The organism is Amycolatopsis sp. NPDC004378, assembly GCF_053602455.1.
The window spans coordinates 141,473-158,532 of record NZ_JBSGDR010000021.1 but is presented as its reverse complement, the minus strand read 5'-3'; the positions used below and the strand labels follow the sequence as shown (position 1 = coordinate 158,532).

The 17,060-nt window shown below is 71.8% G+C and carries 14 protein-coding genes; 13 read left to right on the top strand and 1 reads right to left on the bottom strand.

The window, feature by feature from the left end; genetic code table 11:
• Positions 1-105 precede the first annotated feature (105 nt).
• The 10 genes from ACWEN0_RS40570 (at position 106) to ACWEN0_RS40525 (ending at position 12,660) form a co-directional block, all read left to right on the top strand.
• Positions 106-930 (top strand): SDR family NAD(P)-dependent oxidoreductase, encoded by an 825-nt coding sequence (locus tag ACWEN0_RS40570; RefSeq protein ID WP_451985696.1) that lies wholly within the window; start codon positions 106-108, stop codon positions 928-930.
• A gap of 140 nt (positions 931-1,070) precedes the next feature.
• Entirely contained in the window at positions 1,071-2,387 is a 1,317-nt protein-coding gene (locus tag ACWEN0_RS40565; RefSeq protein WP_451985694.1) for an MFS transporter, read from the top strand.
• Entirely contained in the window at positions 2,384-3,004 is a 621-nt protein-coding gene (locus tag ACWEN0_RS40560; protein WP_451985693.1) for a cysteine hydrolase family protein, read from the top strand. Before ACWEN0_RS40565 ends, ACWEN0_RS40560 begins: the two co-directional genes overlap by 4 nt.
• 38 nt (positions 3,005-3,042) lie before the next feature.
• Positions 3,043-3,786: an alpha/beta fold hydrolase gene (locus ACWEN0_RS40555; RefSeq protein ID WP_451985691.1), complete on the top strand. Its 744-nt coding sequence runs from the start codon at positions 3,043-3,045 to the stop codon at positions 3,784-3,786.
• The gene (locus tag ACWEN0_RS40550) at positions 3,783-5,357 is read left to right on the top strand and encodes an FAD-dependent monooxygenase (RefSeq protein ID WP_451985689.1); all 1,575 of its coding nucleotides are present in this window, start codon (positions 3,783-3,785) and stop codon (positions 5,355-5,357) included. Before ACWEN0_RS40555 ends, ACWEN0_RS40550 begins: the two co-directional genes overlap by 4 nt.
• A gap of 20 nt (positions 5,358-5,377) precedes the next feature.
• Positions 5,378-7,480 (top strand): hydantoinase/oxoprolinase family protein, encoded by a 2,103-nt coding sequence (locus ACWEN0_RS40545; RefSeq protein ID WP_451985687.1) that lies wholly within the window; start codon positions 5,378-5,380, stop codon positions 7,478-7,480.
• Positions 7,481-7,487: 7 nt separating this feature from the next.
• The gene (locus ACWEN0_RS40540; protein ID WP_451985685.1) at positions 7,488-9,776 is read left to right on the top strand and encodes a hydantoinase B/oxoprolinase family protein; all 2,289 of its coding nucleotides are present in this window, start codon (positions 7,488-7,490) and stop codon (positions 9,774-9,776) included.
• 94 nt (positions 9,777-9,870) lie between these two features.
• Positions 9,871-10,434, top strand: a complete 564-nt coding sequence (locus ACWEN0_RS40535) for a hypothetical protein (RefSeq protein ID WP_451985683.1) — start codon at positions 9,871-9,873, stop codon at positions 10,432-10,434.
• Between the two features lies 1 nt (position 10,435).
• On the top strand, positions 10,436-11,842 hold the full coding sequence (locus ACWEN0_RS40530; RefSeq protein ID WP_451985681.1) for a dihydrolipoyl dehydrogenase family protein: 1,407 nt from the start codon (positions 10,436-10,438) through the stop codon (positions 11,840-11,842).
• A 74-nt stretch (positions 11,843-11,916) separates the two neighbouring features.
• Complete coding sequence (locus ACWEN0_RS40525) at positions 11,917-12,660, top strand: SDR family NAD(P)-dependent oxidoreductase (RefSeq protein ID WP_451985679.1); 744 nt, start codon at positions 11,917-11,919, stop codon at positions 12,658-12,660.
• A 270-nt stretch (positions 12,661-12,930) separates the two neighbouring features.
• Here the strand turns inward: ACWEN0_RS40525 and ACWEN0_RS40520 are convergent, their stop codons facing one another.
• A complete protein-coding gene (locus tag ACWEN0_RS40520; protein WP_451985677.1) occupies positions 12,931-13,836 on the bottom strand; it encodes a LysR family transcriptional regulator in 906 nt (301 codons plus the stop codon).
• 131 nt (positions 13,837-13,967) lie between these two features.
• Between ACWEN0_RS40520 and ACWEN0_RS40515 the strand changes: the two genes are divergently transcribed.
• The 3 genes from ACWEN0_RS40515 to ACWEN0_RS40505 all read left to right on the top strand — a co-directional run bounded on the left by ACWEN0_RS40515 (position 13,968) and on the right by ACWEN0_RS40505 (position 16,954).
• Positions 13,968-15,080 (top strand): PrpF domain-containing protein, encoded by a 1,113-nt coding sequence (locus ACWEN0_RS40515; RefSeq protein WP_451985675.1) that lies wholly within the window; start codon positions 13,968-13,970, stop codon positions 15,078-15,080.
• Positions 15,081-15,093: 13 nt separating this feature from the next.
• On the top strand, positions 15,094-16,467 hold the full coding sequence (dctA, locus tag ACWEN0_RS40510) for a C4-dicarboxylate transporter DctA (RefSeq protein ID WP_451985673.1): 1,374 nt from the start codon (positions 15,094-15,096) through the stop codon (positions 16,465-16,467).
• 112 nt (positions 16,468-16,579) lie between these two features.
• The gene (locus ACWEN0_RS40505; RefSeq protein WP_451985671.1) at positions 16,580-16,954 is read left to right on the top strand and encodes an STAS domain-containing protein; all 375 of its coding nucleotides are present in this window, start codon (positions 16,580-16,582) and stop codon (positions 16,952-16,954) included.
• The last annotated feature ends 106 nt before the right edge of the window (positions 16,955-17,060 follow it).

Below are 17,060 nucleotides of genomic sequence, written 5' to 3'. Positions count from 1 at the left end.
CAAACCCTCGGCCATGCCCCCGGGCCGGGGCAACCTGCTCACCCGCAAGTCCGGCAAGCAGCTCATCCAGGTGTCGTGGATCCAACCCGACTGAGGAGATGAACCATGACTTTTCTGGTGACCGGGACGTCCAGCGGGATCGGGCGGGCGATCGCCATCCGGCTCGCCGAGCGCGGACACGACGTCGTCGCCGGGGTGCGGAAGATCGCCGACGCTCCGGCCCACCCCCGCATCCGGCCGGTGGCGCTCGATGTGACCGATGTGGACCGGCTGGCCGCGGTGGCGAAGGACATCGGCCCGTTGCGCGGCCTGGTGAACAACGCCGGAGTCACGGTTTCCGCTCCGGTGGAGCACATTCCGCTCGACCGGTTGCGGGCGCAGTTCGAGGTCAACGTGGTGGGAGTCGTGGCCGTGTGCCAGGCTTTCCTGCCGGCGGTCCGCGCCGGACGGGGGCGGATCGTGATGATCAGTTCCTCGAGCGGCCGGGTCGCGATCCCGCTCCTCGGCGCCTACAGCGCCTCGAAGTTCGCCGTCGAGGCGCTTTCGGACTCGATGCGCCAGGAACTGCGGCCGTGGAACGTGCCCGTGGTGGTCGTCGAGCCCGGCAGTTTCCAGTCGCGGAACCGCGCGAGCACCGAGACCGCGGCGGAGGCCGACCGTGTGACGATGGGCGAGACCGCGGAGCGTCACTACGGTTCCGCAATGGACACGTTCCTGGAGTTCAGCAGGAAGGTGGAATCGCGTGCCGGAGCACCGGAACGGGTCGCCGCGGTCGTCGAACGCGCGCTCACGGCGAAGCGCCCGCGGCCGCGTTACCAGGTCGGGGCCGACGCGCACTCGCTGGTGGCGCTGAGCCGGGTGCTGCCGGCCCGGGCCATGGATGTGGTGCTCGCCAAGAGCTTCGGCTTGCCGCGCCGCCCACCGAACTGATTTCCGGTGGGCCTCGCCAACCGGTCGGTCGAGTTGTAGAGTGAGCGCTACATACAGAGCTTCCCCGGGGGGACGTAACCGGCCGCCGCAACGAAGCGAGGTTTCCCTTGAACGTCCTTGAACAGGTGAAGAACTCACCGATGAGCCGCGCCCAGGTGAGAGCGGTCGCGCTGTGCCTCGTCATCAACCTGATCGACGGGTTCGACCTCCTGGTCACCTCCTACGTCGGCCCGGCGATCACCCGGCAGTGGAGCTTGTCCCCGTCGGCGGTGGGCGTGCTGCTCAGCGGCGGGCTGGCCGGCATGGCCGTCGGCGGGCTCTTCCTCGCCCCGCTGGCCGACCGCGTTGGGCGCCGCTCGCTCACCCTCGCCTGTCTCGCCCTGGCGTCGCTGGGCATGCTCGCCGCCGCCGCGGCACAGGACTTCGGCCAGTTGCTCGCCTGCCGGGTGGTGACGGGCGCGGCCGTGGGCGCGATGGCGGCCAGCCTGCCGGTGCTCACTTCCGAGTACGCGAACCACCGGCGCCGGGGGCTGGTGGTCGCGCTGATCACCACCGGCTACGGCCTGGGTTCGGTGATCGCCGGAATCGCGTCGAGCGTGCTGCTGGGCGCGTTCGGCTGGCGCTCGGTCTTCGTGTTCGGCGCCCTCGTCACGGCGGTCCTCTTCGCCGTGGCGCTGCGGTTCCTGCCGGAGTCGATGGACTTCCTCGTCGCCCGCCGTCCGGCCCGGGCGCTGGAGAAGCTCAACCGGATCCTCGTCTCGATGGGCCGCACCCCGGTCAGTGAGCTGCCCGCAATGCCGTCGGCGGCGGCGACGCGCAAGGTGGTCCTCGACTCGCTGTTCCGCGGGAGCAACGCGGTGCGGACCGTGCTGGTCTGGGTCGCTTTCGTCTCGGCGCAGCTGATGTTCTACTTCGCCAGTTCGTGGACGCCGAGCCTGCTGCTGAAGGCCGGGATGTCCAGCGGACAGGGCATCAGCGGAGGTGTCCTGCTGAGCCTCGGCGGCGTGACGGGCGCGGTCCTGCTGGGACTGCTGGTCTCCAAGTTCGGCCCGCGCCGTCTGACCGCGGCCTACTTCGGCATCGGCGCGCTCGCCCTCATCCTGTTCTCCTTCTCCCTCCGGACGCTGGCGATCGCCCTGGTCGTCGCGGTGCTCGTCGGGTTGTTCCTCAACGGGACGGTCACCGGGATCAACGTCATCGTGCCGGGCCTGTACCCGGCCGAAGCCCGCGCGACGGCGCTCGGCATGGCGGTCGCGGTGAGCAGGCTCGGTGCCGTCCTGGCCCCGCTGCTCGCCGGGTTCCTGCTGCAGGCGGGCTGGGCACCGGCCTCGATGTTCCGCTTCTTCGCGATCCCCGGCGTCATCGGCGCCGTCGCGACGCTCCTGCTCGCCCGGTTCGGGCGCGCCGCCCGGACCACCACGGACCGGCCGGTCGAAAGCGCGGTGGCGGACGCATGACCGAGTTCGCCCCGGACCGCACCGCCGTGATGGTCATCGACATGCAGAACGACTTCGTCGAAGAAGGCGCGCCGCTGGAGTTCCCCGAGGGCAGGCGGGTCATCCCCGCCATCCAGCGGGTCCTGGACGCCGCGCGCGGCCGGGGCATGCCGGTCGTCTACGCCGCGCACGTCCACCGGCCCGGCGGCGCCGACCAGGGGATCCACCGCGAGCTGTATCCGCCGGTGGCCGCGGGGGAGGCCCTCGTGGACGGCGAGCGCGGCGGGGAGATCCACCCCGACCTCGCGCCACGGCCGGGCGAACCGGTGGTCAAGAAGCACCGGTACAACTCCTTCTACGCCACCGACCTGGAGATCATCCTGCGCGGACTCGGTGTCGAGACGGTGGTCCTCACCGGGATGACGACGGAGTGCTGCGTGTTAGGCACGGCCCGCGGCGCCCTGGAACGCGGGTTCCGGTCGGTGGTGCTGTCCGACGCGTGCGCGTCCTGCGACTACCCGGACCTCGGGGCCGGTCCCATGTCCGCGGCCGAGATGCACCTGGCTGCCCTTCGGGTGATGGCGCTGACTTCGTCACGGCTGCTCGGCACCGACGAGTTCCTGTCGCGGCTGCCGTGACCGGCGACCCGACGTACGATCCACAAAGGAGGACGGACGTGCCTGCCCTGGTGTTGCTGCACGGCGGCGGGCCCGGCGTGGACGCCGCGAGCAACTGGGCGAGCGTGCGGGCCGGGTTCGACGGCGGGTTCCGCTGCCTGGCGCCCGACTTGCTCGGGTTCGGCACGCAGATCGCCGGGTCCGGCGGACTCACCGGGCCTCGGGCGTGGGCACTCGCCCGCGCCCGGCAGGTCCTCGACCTCCTCGACCGCCACGGGCTGGACCGCGTGCACGTGGTCGGCAACTCCGCCGCGGGCGGGGCCGCGGCGCTGGCCCTGCTGTCCGTGGCACCCGATCGGGTCGATCGCGCGGTCGTCATGGGCGGGGCGGGCACGGGCCCGATGCCCACGACGGTTCCCTTCTACGACAACCCGACCCGCAGGTCCATGCGGGCCACCCTCGGCCGGCTGGTCGCCGACGAAACCGTCCACGAAGGACTCCTCGACGAATTGACCGGACTCCGGCTGCGGCAGGCACTGCGCCCGGGCGCGGAGGCGGCGTTCCGGTCGATGTTCGCCGACGTCGTGGGCGGCCCGCCGCCGGTCGACCTCACCAAGATCACCACGCCCGTGCTCGCCCTGCACGGCGAGCGCGACCGGGTCCAGCCGGTCGCGGTCTCCGAGCGTCTGGCCGACGTGCTGCCCCACGGGCGCCTGCACGTCGTGGCCGGTGCCGGGCACTGGATCCACGTCGACCGGCCGGACGAATTCACCAAGCTGGTAGGGGAGTTCCTGAGCGCATGACCGGAATCCTGATCGTCGGCGCCGGCCCCGCCGGCCTGACCCTCGCCATCGACCTCGCCCAGCGCGGCGTGCCCTGCCACGTCGTCGAGGCGACCGGCGAGCGGCCCGTCAACCCGCGGTGCAACACGACCTCCGCGCGCTCGATGGAGATCTTCCGGCGGCTCGGGCTGGCCGGCGAGATCCGCCGGGCCGGGCTGCCCGGGGACTACCCGACGTCGATCCAGTACCGGACGACGCTGGACGGCGAGGCGATCTACCGCATCGACCTGCCGTCCGCGCAAGACGTCCTGGCGGGCGTGGGCCAGGACGGCTGGCCCACCCCGGAACCGCAGCACCGGATCTCCCAGCTGTACCTCGAACCCATTCTGGAGAACCACGCGCGCAAGCTCCCCGGCCTGACCCTCGAACGCGGCACCCGGCTGGTGGAACTGCGGCAGCACGACGACCACGTCGAGGCCGTCGTGGAGTCCGGCGGCCGGACGCGCACCCGGCGGTACGCCTACGTCGTCGGCTGCGACGGCGCCCACAGCACCGTCCGGCGGCAGCTGGGCATCCGGTACGAAGGCGTCGACGCGATCCAGCGGTTCGTGTCGACCTTCGTCCGCTCGCCCGAGCTGGGCCGGCTCGCCGCGAAGGACCGGGCCTGGACGTACTGGACCTACGGCCGCCGGATCGCGTCGCTGATCGCCATCGACGGCCAGGAACTGTGGCTCAACCACGTCGCCTTCCCACCCGATCACGACACCGAGGGCGAGGACCCGGAACAGCTGCTGCGGGAGTCGGTGGGCCGGCCGGTCGAGCACGAGGTGCTCGGCGTGGTCCGCTGGACCGGACGTCGGCTGGTCGCCCAGCGGTACCGCACCGGTCGCGTGTTCCTGGCCGGGGACGCCGCCCACATCTGGATCCCCGTCGGCGGGTTCGGGATGAACGCGGGCATCCAGGACGCGGCGACGCTGGGCTGGATGCTCGCCGCCGTCCACCACGGGTGGGCGCCCCCGGAACTGCTGGACGCCTACGAACTCGAGCGCAAGCCGGTCGGCGAGCAGTTCGCCGCCGCGGTGGGCGCGCAGGCCCGGACGTCGTTCGCGGACGTCTCGCCGGACATCCACCTGGCCGGGCCCGAAGGCGAGCGGGCCCGCGCGGAGCTCGCCGCGCGGCTGGCCGAGACCGAGCCACGGCGGTACTCGCCCGACGGCTTCAGCTTCGGCTACCACTACGCGGGCTCGCCGCTGGTGCTCGGCGGCGAGGACCACGCCGAGATCACCATGGGCGGCCACCAGGATCGCGCGCGGCCCGGGTTCCGGCTGCCGCACGTCCGGCTCGACGACGGCCGGCCGGTGTTCGACGTCCTCGGCTCCGGCTTCACCCTGCTGCGCACGGACCCGGGCGCCGCCGTGACGCCGTGGACCCTCGCCGCCCGCGACCTCGCGATCCCGCTCACCGTCGTCGACGTGCCCGGCCGGTACCCCGCCGAGCTGCTGCTCGTGCGCCCGGACCAGCACGTCGCCTGGATGGGCGGCGCCGAGGCCAGTCCCGGCGAGGTCCTCCAGACAGCCACCGCCCGGCGGTAACGGACACCAGGAGATACGCAATGCCATACGCACTGGGCATCGACGTCGGCGGCACGTTCACCGACGCGGTCGCCTCCGACGGCGCCGGGCGGATCGTGTCGGCCAAGACGCCGACGACGCCGCCGAACCGCGAGGCCGGCGTCCTGCGCGCGATCGAGGACCTCGCCGCCGAGCTCGGCATCGGCGTCGGCGAGCTGCTGTCGCAGACCGACTACATCGCCCACGGCACGACGGCGTCGATCAACGCCCTGGTGCAGGGCCAGGTCGCCGACGTCGGGCTGATCGCCACCCAGGGCCACCGGGACGCGATCTACATCATGAACGCCGAAGGCCGCACCCTCGGCCGCTCGGCCCACGAAATCCAGGACACGCTGCGGCAGCGCAAGCCCGCGCCGCTGATCCCGAAGTACCGGGCCCTGGAGGTCACCGAGCGGATCGACCACGCCGGGAAGGTCCTGGTGCCCCTCGACGAAGCCGAGGTCCGCCGGGTCGCACAGTCCCTGGTGGACCAAGGGGTCGAGGCGATCGCGGTCTGTCTGCTGTGGTCGTTCAAGAACGGGGTTCACGAGCAGCGCGTCCGCGAGCTGGTCCACGAGATCGCGCCGGACATGTACGTGACGCTGTCCTCGGAGGTCAGTCCGCGCATCCGCGAGTTCGCGCGGACGTCCACGACGATCATGAACGCCCAGGTCGGCCCGCGGCTGCGGACTTACCTGCTGCCGCTGCAGAAGCAGCTGGAGGACGGCGGGCTCAAGGGGCCGCTGCTGGTCATGCAGAGCGAAGGCGGCACGATCACCGCCGACCGCGCGCCGGAGCACGCCATCACCACGGTGGGGTCCGTGCTGTCCGGCGGGGTGATCGGCGGGCTGCGCCTGGCCGAACAGCTGGGGCACCGCAACGTCATCACCACCGACGTCGGCGGCACGACGTTCCTCGCGGGACTGATCGTCGACGGCGAGCCGGTGATGGCGCCGGGCTCCATCGTCAACCAGTTCCCGATCAACGCGGCGACGATCCGCGTGCACACCATCGGGTCCGGCGGCGGCGCGCTCGCGTCGGTCGACGAGGGCGGCAACCTGCGGCTGGGTCCGCAGAGCGCCGAAGCGGTCCCCGGCCCGGCCTGCTACGGCAACGGCGGCACCCGGCCCACGAACACCGACGCCAACCTGGTGCTCGGCATCCTCAGCGAGCGCGGGTTGCTCGGCGGCCGCAAGCCGCTGCGGCTCGACCTGGCCCGGGAGGCGATCCGCGAGCACGTCGCCGAACCGCTCGGCCTCACCGTCGAGGAAGCCGCCATCGCGATTCACGAGGTGCAGAACGCCCAGGCGGGCGACCTCCTGCGCCGGTCGGTCGTGCAGGCCGGCTACGACCCGCGGGACTTCGTCGCCTACGCGTTCGGGGGAGCGGGACCCGCGCACTGCGCCGGGTACTGCCAGGACCTCGGCGTGAGCGAGGTCGTCGTGCCGCTCGGGCCGGTCGCGTCCGCTTTCTCGGCCTACGGGCTCGCGGCCTCGGACGTCGCGTTGAGCGCGGAGCTGTCCGACCCGTCCGCCTTCCCGGTCGGTCCCGCGGTGCTCGAGTCCCACTTCGCGCGGTTGGAAGCCGATCTGCAGCGCGCGCTGGACCGGCAGAAGGTGAAGTTCCAGGACGTCTCGCTGCACCGCGAGATCGACCTGCGGTACTCCATGCAGGTCACCGAACTCGCCACGGCCGTCCCGGACGCGCAGTTCACCGAGCGCACCGGCGACGAGATCCTCGAGCGCTTCGAGGAGCAGTACGAGCGCATCAACGGCAGCGGCGCCGGTTACCGCGAGGCCGGCGTGCAGGCGATCACCTACCGGATGCGGGCCAAGGCCGGTCTCGGCTTCCCGATCGCACTACCGGAGATCCCGGTCGCTTCCGACTCGGATCCGCGGGAGGCCCTGCTCGGCGAACGCTCGGTCTGCCTCGACTCACAGACCGGCTACGTGCCGACTCCCGTCTACGACTACGCGCGGCTGCGCGCGGGCCACGAGCTCGTCGGCCCGGCCATTGTGGACGTCCCGACCACGGTGGTCGTGGTCCCCGCCGGGGTCACCGGCCGCGTCGACCGCCTCGGCAACCTCGTGCTGCGCTACCAGTGAGGAAACCATGACTTCGAAAATTCCCGGTGCGGACGAGTTCACCAGCCGCCCGATGCCGCGTGAAGAGCTGCTGCGGCAGATCTCGCCTTCCTTGCCGCTGCACCAGGTCGGCGACGCCGACGTCGACGCGCTGACCTACGAAGTCGTGCGGCACCGGCTCTGGGCGATCACCCAGGAGATGGGGGAGACGCTGCGGCGGATGTCGGGCTCGCACGTCGTCACCGAGTCCAACGACTTCAACTTCTCCATCTGCGACGAGCTCGGCGAGCAAGTCCAGGTCGGCACGTACAACATCGGCCTGATCGGCTCGATGGACCTGGCCATCACCTGGACGCTGCGCAACCGCAGCGACAACCCCGGCATCGCCGAGGGCGACATGTTCCTGTGCAACGACCCCTGGATCGGCGGCGGCCTGCACCAGAACGACGCCGCGATCCTGGCGCCGATCTTCCACGACGGCAAGCTGTTCGGCTGGACGACGGCGATCGCGCACCAGGTCGACCTCGGCGGACCGCGGCCGGGTTCGTTCAGCCCGTCCGCGCAGGACGTCTTCGGCGAGGCCGTCCCGACGCCGCCGATGAAGGTGGTCCGCGGCGGCGTGCTGCAGCGCGACATCGCCGACGCGTGGGTCCGCCGCTCGCGGCTGCCGCACCTGGTGGGCCTCGACCTGCGCGCCAAGATCGCCGCCAACAAGAACGCGGCCGAGCAGATCCTGCGGCTCATCACCAAGTACGGCGCCGACACGGTCAAGTCGGTGATGCGCCGGATGATGGACGACGCCGAACGCCGGTTGCGCGCGAAGCTCGAAACGCTGCCCGACGGGACCTGGTCCGCGGTCGGCTACCAGGAGCAGTCGCGGACGGGTGACCGCGGCCTGCACGCGATCAAGGTCGCGATGACGAAGGAAGCCGACAAGCTCGTCTTCGACTTCCGCGGCACCGCGGAACAGACCGGCATCATCAACTGCCCCTACCCGGGCCTGCGCGCGGGGATCGTGTTCACGATGCTTCCGTTGCTGGCGGGGGACATCCCGTGGGCGGCGGGCGGGCTGATGCGCTGCTTCGAGATCATCACCGACGAGGACACCATCACCAACGCGTCCTTCCCGGCCGCGGTGGGCAAGGGACCGTTCGGCCCGGCCTGGGGTTCGGGCAACCTGGTCGCCGAGGTGCTGGCCAAGATGCTGGACGCGGAACCGGATCACCGCACCGACGTGCAGTCGATCTGCAACGGCACCACGGACCTCTGCGTGGTGTCCGGAGCGGACGTTCGCGGCGGGGGCGGCAAAGGGTTCGTGTCACCCGTCTTCGACGTGATGGCGGGCGGTTACGGCGCGCAGGTGTACCACGACGGCGTCGACACCGGCGGCCGGTTGATCATCCCCGCCGCGCGGGCGCCGGACGTCGAGATGACCGAGTACCTCTACCCGCTCGTCGCGCTGTGGCGCCGCGAGCAGACCGACTCCGGCGGGCCGGGGCGGCAGCGGGGCGGGATGAGCGGCTCGGTCTGCTACGTCCAGCACCCCGACCAGACGGGGACCCTGTCGCTGGTCGTCTCCGGGACCGGCAAGGTCGCGAACCAGAACGTCGGCCTGGCCGGGGGCTATCCCGGCAACTCCCAGCTCGACCTCGTCGTCCGCGGGGTTCGCGAACCCCAGCTCGCCCAGGCCGTCACCATCCCCGCCGACCTGGGCGAGCTGGGCGGGGAGATCGAGGTGCTGCCCTGCGAGGGGGAGTCGGACCTCGGGCCGGGGGACGCGCTCTACCTGCACTGGCAGGCCGGGGGCGGCTACGGCGACCCGCTGCTGCGCTCGCCGGAGAGCGTCCGCGACGACGTCGCGCAGGTCCGGGTGTCGGCCGAGGCCGCGCGGGACGTCTACGGCGTCGTGCTCCGCGCCGGCGAGGTGGACGTGACCGCGACCGGCGAGGTGCGCGAGAAACTGCGACGGCGCCGGTCGCCCGGGGTCGCCCTCCAGCCGATCGGCACGCCGGAGCTGGGGGAGGTGCGCCGGCTCGACGACAACCTGGTGGTACTGGCCAGTGGAACGGTGGCCTGTGTCCACTGTGGAACCGAGATCGGGCCCCTGGAAGGGGGCGCGTACGTCGCTTCGCTGGCCCGCCGGGACGCGGCGCCGACCGAAGCGGGGCCGCACATCTGGCACGACCCGCTCGAGTACGTCGACGCGGAAGTCGTGTTCCGCCAGCTGTTCTGCCCGGGCTGCCTGACCGCCGTGCATTCGCGGGTGGTGCCGGTGGACCACCCGCTGCCGGCCGACGATTACCGCCGCTGGGCCTGACGTAAGACTTCGGATAGAACGTTCGGTCTTGACTTTGTCCGGCGTGGCGGCCATGCTGACATGAGATAGAACGTTCGGTCTTGCGAAAGGGATCATGGTGACTACTGTCGACTCGCCCGCCGTAGGTGGGTTCGCTCCGGCGCTGCGCCGGTTGTACTTCGTGCGGTTCGCGTTCGCCATCGTGTGGGCGGTCTTGGTGTTCCTGACCACCAAGTCGGGTCTGGGGGCGGCCGGGGTCGCCTTGGTCGTCGTCTACCCGCTGTTCGACGTCGGGGCGGCCATCGTGGACGCCCGGTCGGCGAAGGGGAACGGTTCGGTCACCGGGCTGTACGTGAACATGGCGATCAGCCTGCTCGCCACCATCGGCATCGGCGTCGCCGCCGCGTCGGGCATCCCGGCGGTGCTGCGGGTGTGGGGTGCCTGGGCGATCGTGGCCGGGCTGGTCCAGCTGGTCGTCGGCCTTTCCCGCCGCAGGATGGGCGGCCAGTGGCCGATGATCCTCAGTGGCGGTATCTCGGTGCTGGCCGGGGCCAACTTCGTCATCAGCGCCTCCGCGGCGAACCCCGCGCTGTCCAGTGTGGCCGGTTACGCCGTGCTCGGCGGCATCTTCTTCCTCGTCTCGGCGATCCGGCTCGGCCGCGCCGCGAAGGGGAATTGACATGTCGACCTACGACGTCGTCGTCATCGGGGCCGGCCCGGTCGGGGAGAACGTGGCCGACCGGGTGGTGCAGGGCGGCCTGACCGCCGCGATCGTCGAGCGGGAACTGGTCGGCGGTGAGTGCTCCTACTGGGCGTGCATGCCGACCAAGGCCCTGCTGCGCAGTGGTGCGGCTCTGCGCGCCGCCCGGCAGGTGCCCGGTGCGCGGGAAGCCGTCACCGGCGACCTGGACGTGGCCGCGGTGCTGCGCCGTCGCGACTCCTTTGCTTCGAACTGGAACGACGAGGGCCAGGTGTCCTGGCTCGACTCGGTCGGTGTTCCACTGCTGCGCGGACACGGCCGGATCGCCGGCGAGCGGGTCGTCGAGGTGACCGCCGCCGACGGCACCACCACGACGGTGACCGCGCGGCACGCCGTCGTCGTCGCCACCGGCAGCGGCGCGCTGGTCCCGGACATCGAGGGGCTGCGCGACGCGAAGCCGTGGACGAGCCGCGAAACCGTGGCGGCGAAAGAGGTTCCGGCCCGCCTCGCCATCATCGGCGGCGGGGTGGTGGCCTCGGAGATGGCGACCGCGTTCAGCCAGCTGGGCTCGTCGGTGACGATGCTGGCCCGCGACGGCGTGCTGCACCTGAACGAGCCGTTCGTCGGTGAGCACGTGACGGCGTCGTTGCAGGACAAGGGAGTTTCGGTCCGCGTCGGCGCCGAAGCCGGGTCCGTCAAGCGCAATGACGACGGCACGGTGTCGATCACGCTCACCGATGGCGAGCAGATCGAAGCCGACGAGCTGCTCGTCGCGATCGGCCGCACGCCGAACACCCAGGACCTCGGCCTGGAGCACGTCGGCCTGAAGCCGGGGTCCTGGCTGACGGTCGACGACACGATGCGGGTCAACGACTGGCTGTACGCGGCCGGTGATGTCAACCGCCGCGTTCTGCTTACGCACCAGGGCAAGTACCAGGCCCGCGTGGTGGGCGACGTGATCGTGGCCCGCGCGAAGGGCGAGCCGGTCGACGACGCTCCGTGGGGCAGGCACGCGGCCACCGCCGACGAGCGCGCGGTGCCGCAGGTGGTCTTCACCGAGCCGGAAGTCGCGTCGGTGGGCCTGACCGCGGCCAAGGCCGAGGCCGCCGGGCTGCGCACCCGCGTCGTCGACTACGACCTGGCCGCCACCGCCGGGTCCTCCCTGCACGCCGAGGGCTACCGCGGCCACGCCCGGATGGTCGTCGACGAGGACCGCAAGGTGCTCGTCGGCTTCACCCTCGTCGGCCCGGACGTCGCGGAGATGATCCACGCGGCGACGATCGCGATCGCCGGCGAGGTGCCGATCGACCGGCTCTGGCACGCGGTCCCGGCTTTCCCCACCGTCAGCGAAGTGTGGCTGCGGCTGCTCGAAGCCTACGGCCGCTGACCCACCCGGCCGGTGCCCGGCCCCGCCGCGACCCGGCGGGGCCGGGCACCGGCACGCCTTCCGCCTGGAGAGTCATGAAACTGCACGGAGCCACCGCCCTCGTCACGGGTGCCGGCGGTGGTGGTCACGGCCGCCACTTCGTCGAGCAGCTGATCGAACGGGGCGCCGCGAAGGTGTACGCCACCGCGCGCCGCCCGGAGCTCGTCGAGCTCCCGGGGGCGGAGGTGCTGCGGCTCGACATCTCGGATCCCGCGTCGGTCGCCGCCGCAGCGGCCCGCGCCGGCGACGTCGATCTGCTCGTGAACAACGCCGCGGTGTCGCCGGGAGTGAATCTCGTCGACGGCGACCTGGACACGATCCGCGCCACGATGGACACCAACTTCTACGGCACCCTCGCCATGGCGCGGGCCTTCGCTCCCGTCCTCGCCGGCAACGGTGGCGGCGCCATCCTCAACGTCCTGTCGGTCATGGCCTGGACGAGCTACGACGGTGCGAACGCCTACGCCGCCAGCAAGGCCGCCCAGTGGGGGCTCACCAACGCGCTCCGCCTCGAGCTGGCCGGCCAGGGGACCCTGGTGAGCACGGTGGTGATCGGCATGGCCGCGACTCCGACGATGAAGGCCTACGCGGAGGCCACCCTCGGAGCCGGGACGCTGCCGGAGGGGCTCCTCAGCGACCCGGCGGACAACGTCGGGGCCGCGCTCGACGGAATCGAAGCCGGAGAGATCGAGATCCTCGCCGACGCGATGGCGATCGAGGCCAAGGCCGCCCTCGCCGGCGCGCCCCGCTCGTTCGACCCGTTCGCCGGGATGCCGTGAGAGCACGCTGCGAGGCCTACCCCCGACATGAGGATGGCCCGTCCACCGGAGCCTGGTGGACGGGCCATCGCCCGCACAGGGTCGACGCGCCCGGTTCGCCTCTCGGCAAGTGGCGCGACGCGGCTCCAGCCGAACGGAATTCCGCGAGGGCAAAGGGGTGAGCCCGGGGGACACGCGACGCATCGACCAGTGGGTGCAACCGGCCGGGACAAGCGGCTATTCCCGTCCTGGCAGGGGCGTTGGGGACTTGGATCCGTTCGGATCCTGCGCTCATGCACCGCGAGACGCGGCGCTGCGGTGCAGGAGGTCGGCGAACGCCTGGGCGGCGTGCGTCAGTGCGTGGTCGGTCAACCGGACGAGGAGGATCCGGCGCACGGCGGTGCGCGGCCGCAAGGGCAGGACCTTGACGCCGGGGCGGACGCCGTCCAGGGCCAGGGTCGGGGCGAGCGCGACCCCGATGCCGGCGGCGACCATGGCCTGGGCCTCCTGGTAGTCGTGGGCCTCGTAGGCGATCTGGGGTTCGAAGCCGACGGCGCGGCAGCTGCGGGTCAGCGCCTCGGCCACCGGGTGGTTCTCGGCGCGCGTGATCCAGGCGTCGCCGGCGAGCTGGGCGAGCGAGGCGCTTCGGCGGTGGGCGAGCGGGTGCCGGTCACTCACCAGGAGCGCGGGCGGGTCGTCGAGCAGCGGGATGACGGTGGCGTCGTCCCGGTCGACGCGGCACCAGTCGTAGTCCCACATCAGGGACAGCTCGATCTCGCGGTTCTCCAGCATCCGCCACAACCCGGCGAGGCGGCTGCCGCGCACGGTGAGCCGGACATCCGGGTGTGCTTCCTTGAAGGCGATCACCGCCGGCGGGAGCAGGGAGGCGCCGACCGTCGGGAACGTGCCGACCCGCAGCGTGCCCGCGCGCAACCCGGCGAAGTCGGCGAGCTCGTTCTCGGCCGCGGTGAGTTCGCGCTCGATGCGCTCCGCCCGCTCGACGAGTGCACGGCCGGCGTCGGTGAGCGTGACGCCGCGGGCGTGGCGTTCCAGCAGCGGCTGGCGGGCCTCGGCCTCCAGGCGGCTGACCTGCTGCGATACCGCTGACGGGGTGTAGTTGAGCGCACGGGCGGTCGCGGTCACCGAGCCGTGCCGGGACACCTCGGCCAGCAGGAGCACCCGTCGGACGTCCAGCATCGCCGCACCGCCACCGTTCAGTTCAGGTTAATGCCCCTGCAGATTTCCGAGATTGTACTTCACGCTCAGGTCATCGATGGTGGAACGCACCGGCGGACAGGAGGTCCGCCCGAACCCCAGAGGAGTCCGCCGTGCTGAGTCTGCGGGGTGAAATGATCCGCGGAGGAACCAGCAAGTGCTGGATTTTCGGCCACGACGACGTCGCCGCGGCCGAAGTGGATGTCGATGTCCTGCTGCGCGCGGCGTTCAACGCGGCCGACCCCCGGCAGATCGACGGTGTCGGCGGCGCTTCCTCGACCACGTCCAAGGCCGCGATCGTGCGGACCTCGGCCGAACCGGGTACCGACATCGAGTACGCCTTCGCGCAGGTGGGCATCGGCGACGAGCGGGTCGAATGGGCCGGCAACTGCGGCAACTGCGCCACCGCGGTGGCGCTCTACGCGGTCCACCACGGCCTCGTCACCCTCGGCACGCCGAGCACCACCGTCCGGATGGTCAACGCCAACACCGGCGCGCGGCTCACCGCCACTATCCCGACGCCCGGCGGCGTCGCGCCGGACGAAGGCGAGGCAACGGTGCCCGGAACCGCGGCACGCGGGGTGCCGGTGCTGCTGGGCTTCGAGGACCCGGCAGGCTCGACGACCGGTGCCGCGCTGCCCACCGGCCGCCCGATCGACACCCTGACGGGACCGGATGGCGCCTTCGAAGTGTCGCTTGTGGACGCCGGGGCGCCGGCCGCGCTGTTCGAGGCCAAGGCTTTCGGCCTCGACGGCTCCGAGCCCTTGGCGCGCTTCGCGGACGCGGTGCCCGTGCTCACGACGCTGCGCCGGGAGGCGGCGCTCGCCATGGGACTGGCCCTGCCGGGCGACCCGGTCAGCCACGCCGTGCCCAAGGTCGGTGTCGTCGCGCCTCCGGTCGCCTACCGCACGACCCACGGCATCGAGGTCGACGCGGATTCCTACGACCTGGCCGTGCGCATGGTCTCCATGCACGCGCCCCACCCGGCGATCGGCCTGACCTCCGCGGTCGCGCTGACCACCGCCGCCGCCACCCCCGGCACCCTCGCCCACCGCGCCGCCCGGCCGACCGCCGACGGCACACTGCGCCTCGGCACACCCGCCGGCGTGCTCACCACCCGGATGGTGCCCGGGGACTCCCCGTCGGCGGCCACGGTGCTGCTGCGGCGGGCCGCCCGGCGCATCGCCCGCGCGGAACTCCATGTTCCGGTCCCCGCGCCGCTGTAGAAAGGAAACCGCCATGCGCCGCAACGCCGCCGCCATGGGCCCTGTCCCTCCCCCCTCCGGAAGCCGCGTCCGGCGGCTGCTGTCCCACCTCTACGTCCAGTGCCTGATCGGGGTGCTGCTCGGCGCCGCCGTGGGCTGGTTGTGGCCCTCGTTCGGTGCCGGGCTCAAGCCGCTCGGGGACGCATTCATCGCACTGGTCAAGATGATGATCGCGCCGATCATCTTCTGCACGGTCGTGCACGGGATCGCCACGATGGGCAACGCCCGCGCCGTCGGCCGGGTCAGCGTGAAGGCGTTGATCTACTTCGAGGTCCTGACCACGATCGCCCTCGTGATCGGGCTGGTCGTGGTCAACGTCGTCCGGCCCGGCAGCGGCCTGCACGTCGACGTCTCCACGCTGTCCACTCAGCACCTGCCGGCGGTCACCGCCCAGACCCACGAGAGTTTCGCCGACTTCCTCCTCGGCACCATCCCGGCGACCCTGGTGAGTGCGTTGACCGGCAAGGAGATCCTGCCGGTGCTGCTGGTCTCCGTCCTGTTCGGATTCGGCCTGCACGCCTCCGGTGAGGCCGGCGCGGGCGTGGCCCGCGGGGTCGAGAAGTTCTCCGGCGTGCTGTTCACGATCATCCGGTGGATCATGCGGCTGGCCCCGATCGGCGCCTTCGGCTCGATGGCCTTCACCATCGGCAACTACGGGCTGGGCACGCTGCGCCACCTCGCGCTGCTGGTCGGGTCCTTCTGGGCGACGTCGCTGGTGTTCGTCCTGCTCGTCCTCGGCTCGGTCATGCGGCTCAACGGGCTCCGGCTGCTGCCGTTCCTGCGGTACATCAAGGAAGAGCTGCTCATCGTCCTGGGCACGTCGTCCACCGAGCCGGTCCTGCCGCGCATGATGGCCAAACTGGAGCACGCCGGCGCGGCGAAGCCGGTCGTCGGCATCACCCTGCCCGCGGGGTACTCCTTCAACCTCGACGGCACGGCGATCTACCTGACCATGGGTGGCGTCTTCCTCGCCCAGGCCCTCGGCATCCACCTCGGCTTCGTCCAGCAGCTGACCATGCTCGCGGTCATGCTCCTGACGTCGAAGGGTGCCGCGGGGGTCACCGGCTCCGGGTTCGTCGCACTGGCCGCCACGCTCAGCGCCATCCCGCACGTCCCGGTCGCCGCGCTCGCCCTCATCTTCGGCATCGACCGGTTCATGTCCGAGGCCCGGGCGCTGACCAGCTTGGTCGGCAACGGCGTCGCGACGCTGGCCGTCGCGCGCTGGGACAACCAGCTCGATGTCGCGCGCGCACGGGCGGTCCTGCGTGGCGAGGTGCCGTTCGTGCCCGCTCCGGCCGTGGCGGCACCCCCGAGCCCGGTGCGCGAGCCGGTGCCCGTGGGTCGCTGACGTCGCCGGGGCTCACGGGTCCGCGCCGAGCGGCTCGTGAGCCCGGTCGTCGTCCATCGGACGCCCATCCGGCGGCGATCCCGCGTCCATGTTCGGAAAGTACGACTGAGACGTGGCAGGACCGGCGAAGTATCCGAACATCAGCGTCGAGGTGCACGAGCTCGACGGGGTCCGGGTGCTGACCGTCGCCGGAGACCTGAACACGAACACAGTTCGCGTGGTGCACGAACACCTCGACGAAGTCTTCGCCGCGGACACGTCGGCGATCATCGCGGACTTCAGCGGCGTGACGATCCTCGCCGCGACCGGCCTGCGTGCGCTCGAGGCGCTGCAGCGGCGGGCGGCCGCGTCGAGCACCGTCTTCAGCGTGGTCGTCGCCGATCCCTTCGCCGACCTGCTCAGGTTCCTCGAGCTGCCCGGCGGGCTTCGCGTGCACTCCACCCTGGCCGCCGCGCTCGCGCCGGACGAGCCGGCGTCGGCCTGCTGAGAAGGGGCTCACGTCGGGCAAACCCGACTCACCGCGTCTTCGTCGTGCACTGCGGCTTCATTGGGGTCGCCGAATGCCGCGAAAGCGAAGCGCAGCCGGCGGCCGC

Excerpts from the sequence above, each read along its gene's own strand:
- ACWEN0_RS40570 (WP_451985696.1), top strand. The coding sequence starts at position 106 with ATGACTTTTCTGGTGACCGGGACGTCCAGCGGGATCGGGCGGGCGATC.
- ACWEN0_RS40565 (WP_451985694.1), top strand. The coding sequence starts at position 1,071 with ATGAGCCGCGCCCAGGTGAGAGCGGTCGCGCTGTGCCTCGTCATCAAC.
- ACWEN0_RS40560 (WP_451985693.1), top strand. The coding sequence starts at position 2,384 with ATGACCGAGTTCGCCCCGGACCGCACCGCCGTGATGGTCATCGACATG.
- ACWEN0_RS40550 (WP_451985689.1), top strand. The coding sequence starts at position 3,783 with ATGACCGGAATCCTGATCGTCGGCGCCGGCCCCGCCGGCCTGACCCTC.
- ACWEN0_RS40545 (WP_451985687.1), top strand. The coding sequence starts at position 5,378 with ATGCCATACGCACTGGGCATCGACGTCGGCGGCACGTTCACCGACGCG.
- ACWEN0_RS40540 (WP_451985685.1), top strand. The coding sequence starts at position 7,488 with ATGACTTCGAAAATTCCCGGTGCGGACGAGTTCACCAGCCGCCCGATG.
- ACWEN0_RS40535 (WP_451985683.1), top strand. The coding sequence starts at position 9,871 with ATGGTGACTACTGTCGACTCGCCCGCCGTAGGTGGGTTCGCTCCGGCG.
- ACWEN0_RS40530 (WP_451985681.1), top strand. The coding sequence starts at position 10,436 with ATGTCGACCTACGACGTCGTCGTCATCGGGGCCGGCCCGGTCGGGGAG.
- ACWEN0_RS40525 (WP_451985679.1), top strand. The coding sequence starts at position 11,917 with ATGAAACTGCACGGAGCCACCGCCCTCGTCACGGGTGCCGGCGGTGGT.
- ACWEN0_RS40520 (WP_451985677.1), bottom strand. The coding sequence starts at position 13,836 with ATGCTGGACGTCCGACGGGTGCTCCTGCTGGCCGAGGTGTCCCGGCAC.
- dctA (WP_451985673.1), top strand. The coding sequence starts at position 15,094 with ATGCGCCGCAACGCCGCCGCCATGGGCCCTGTCCCTCCCCCCTCCGGA.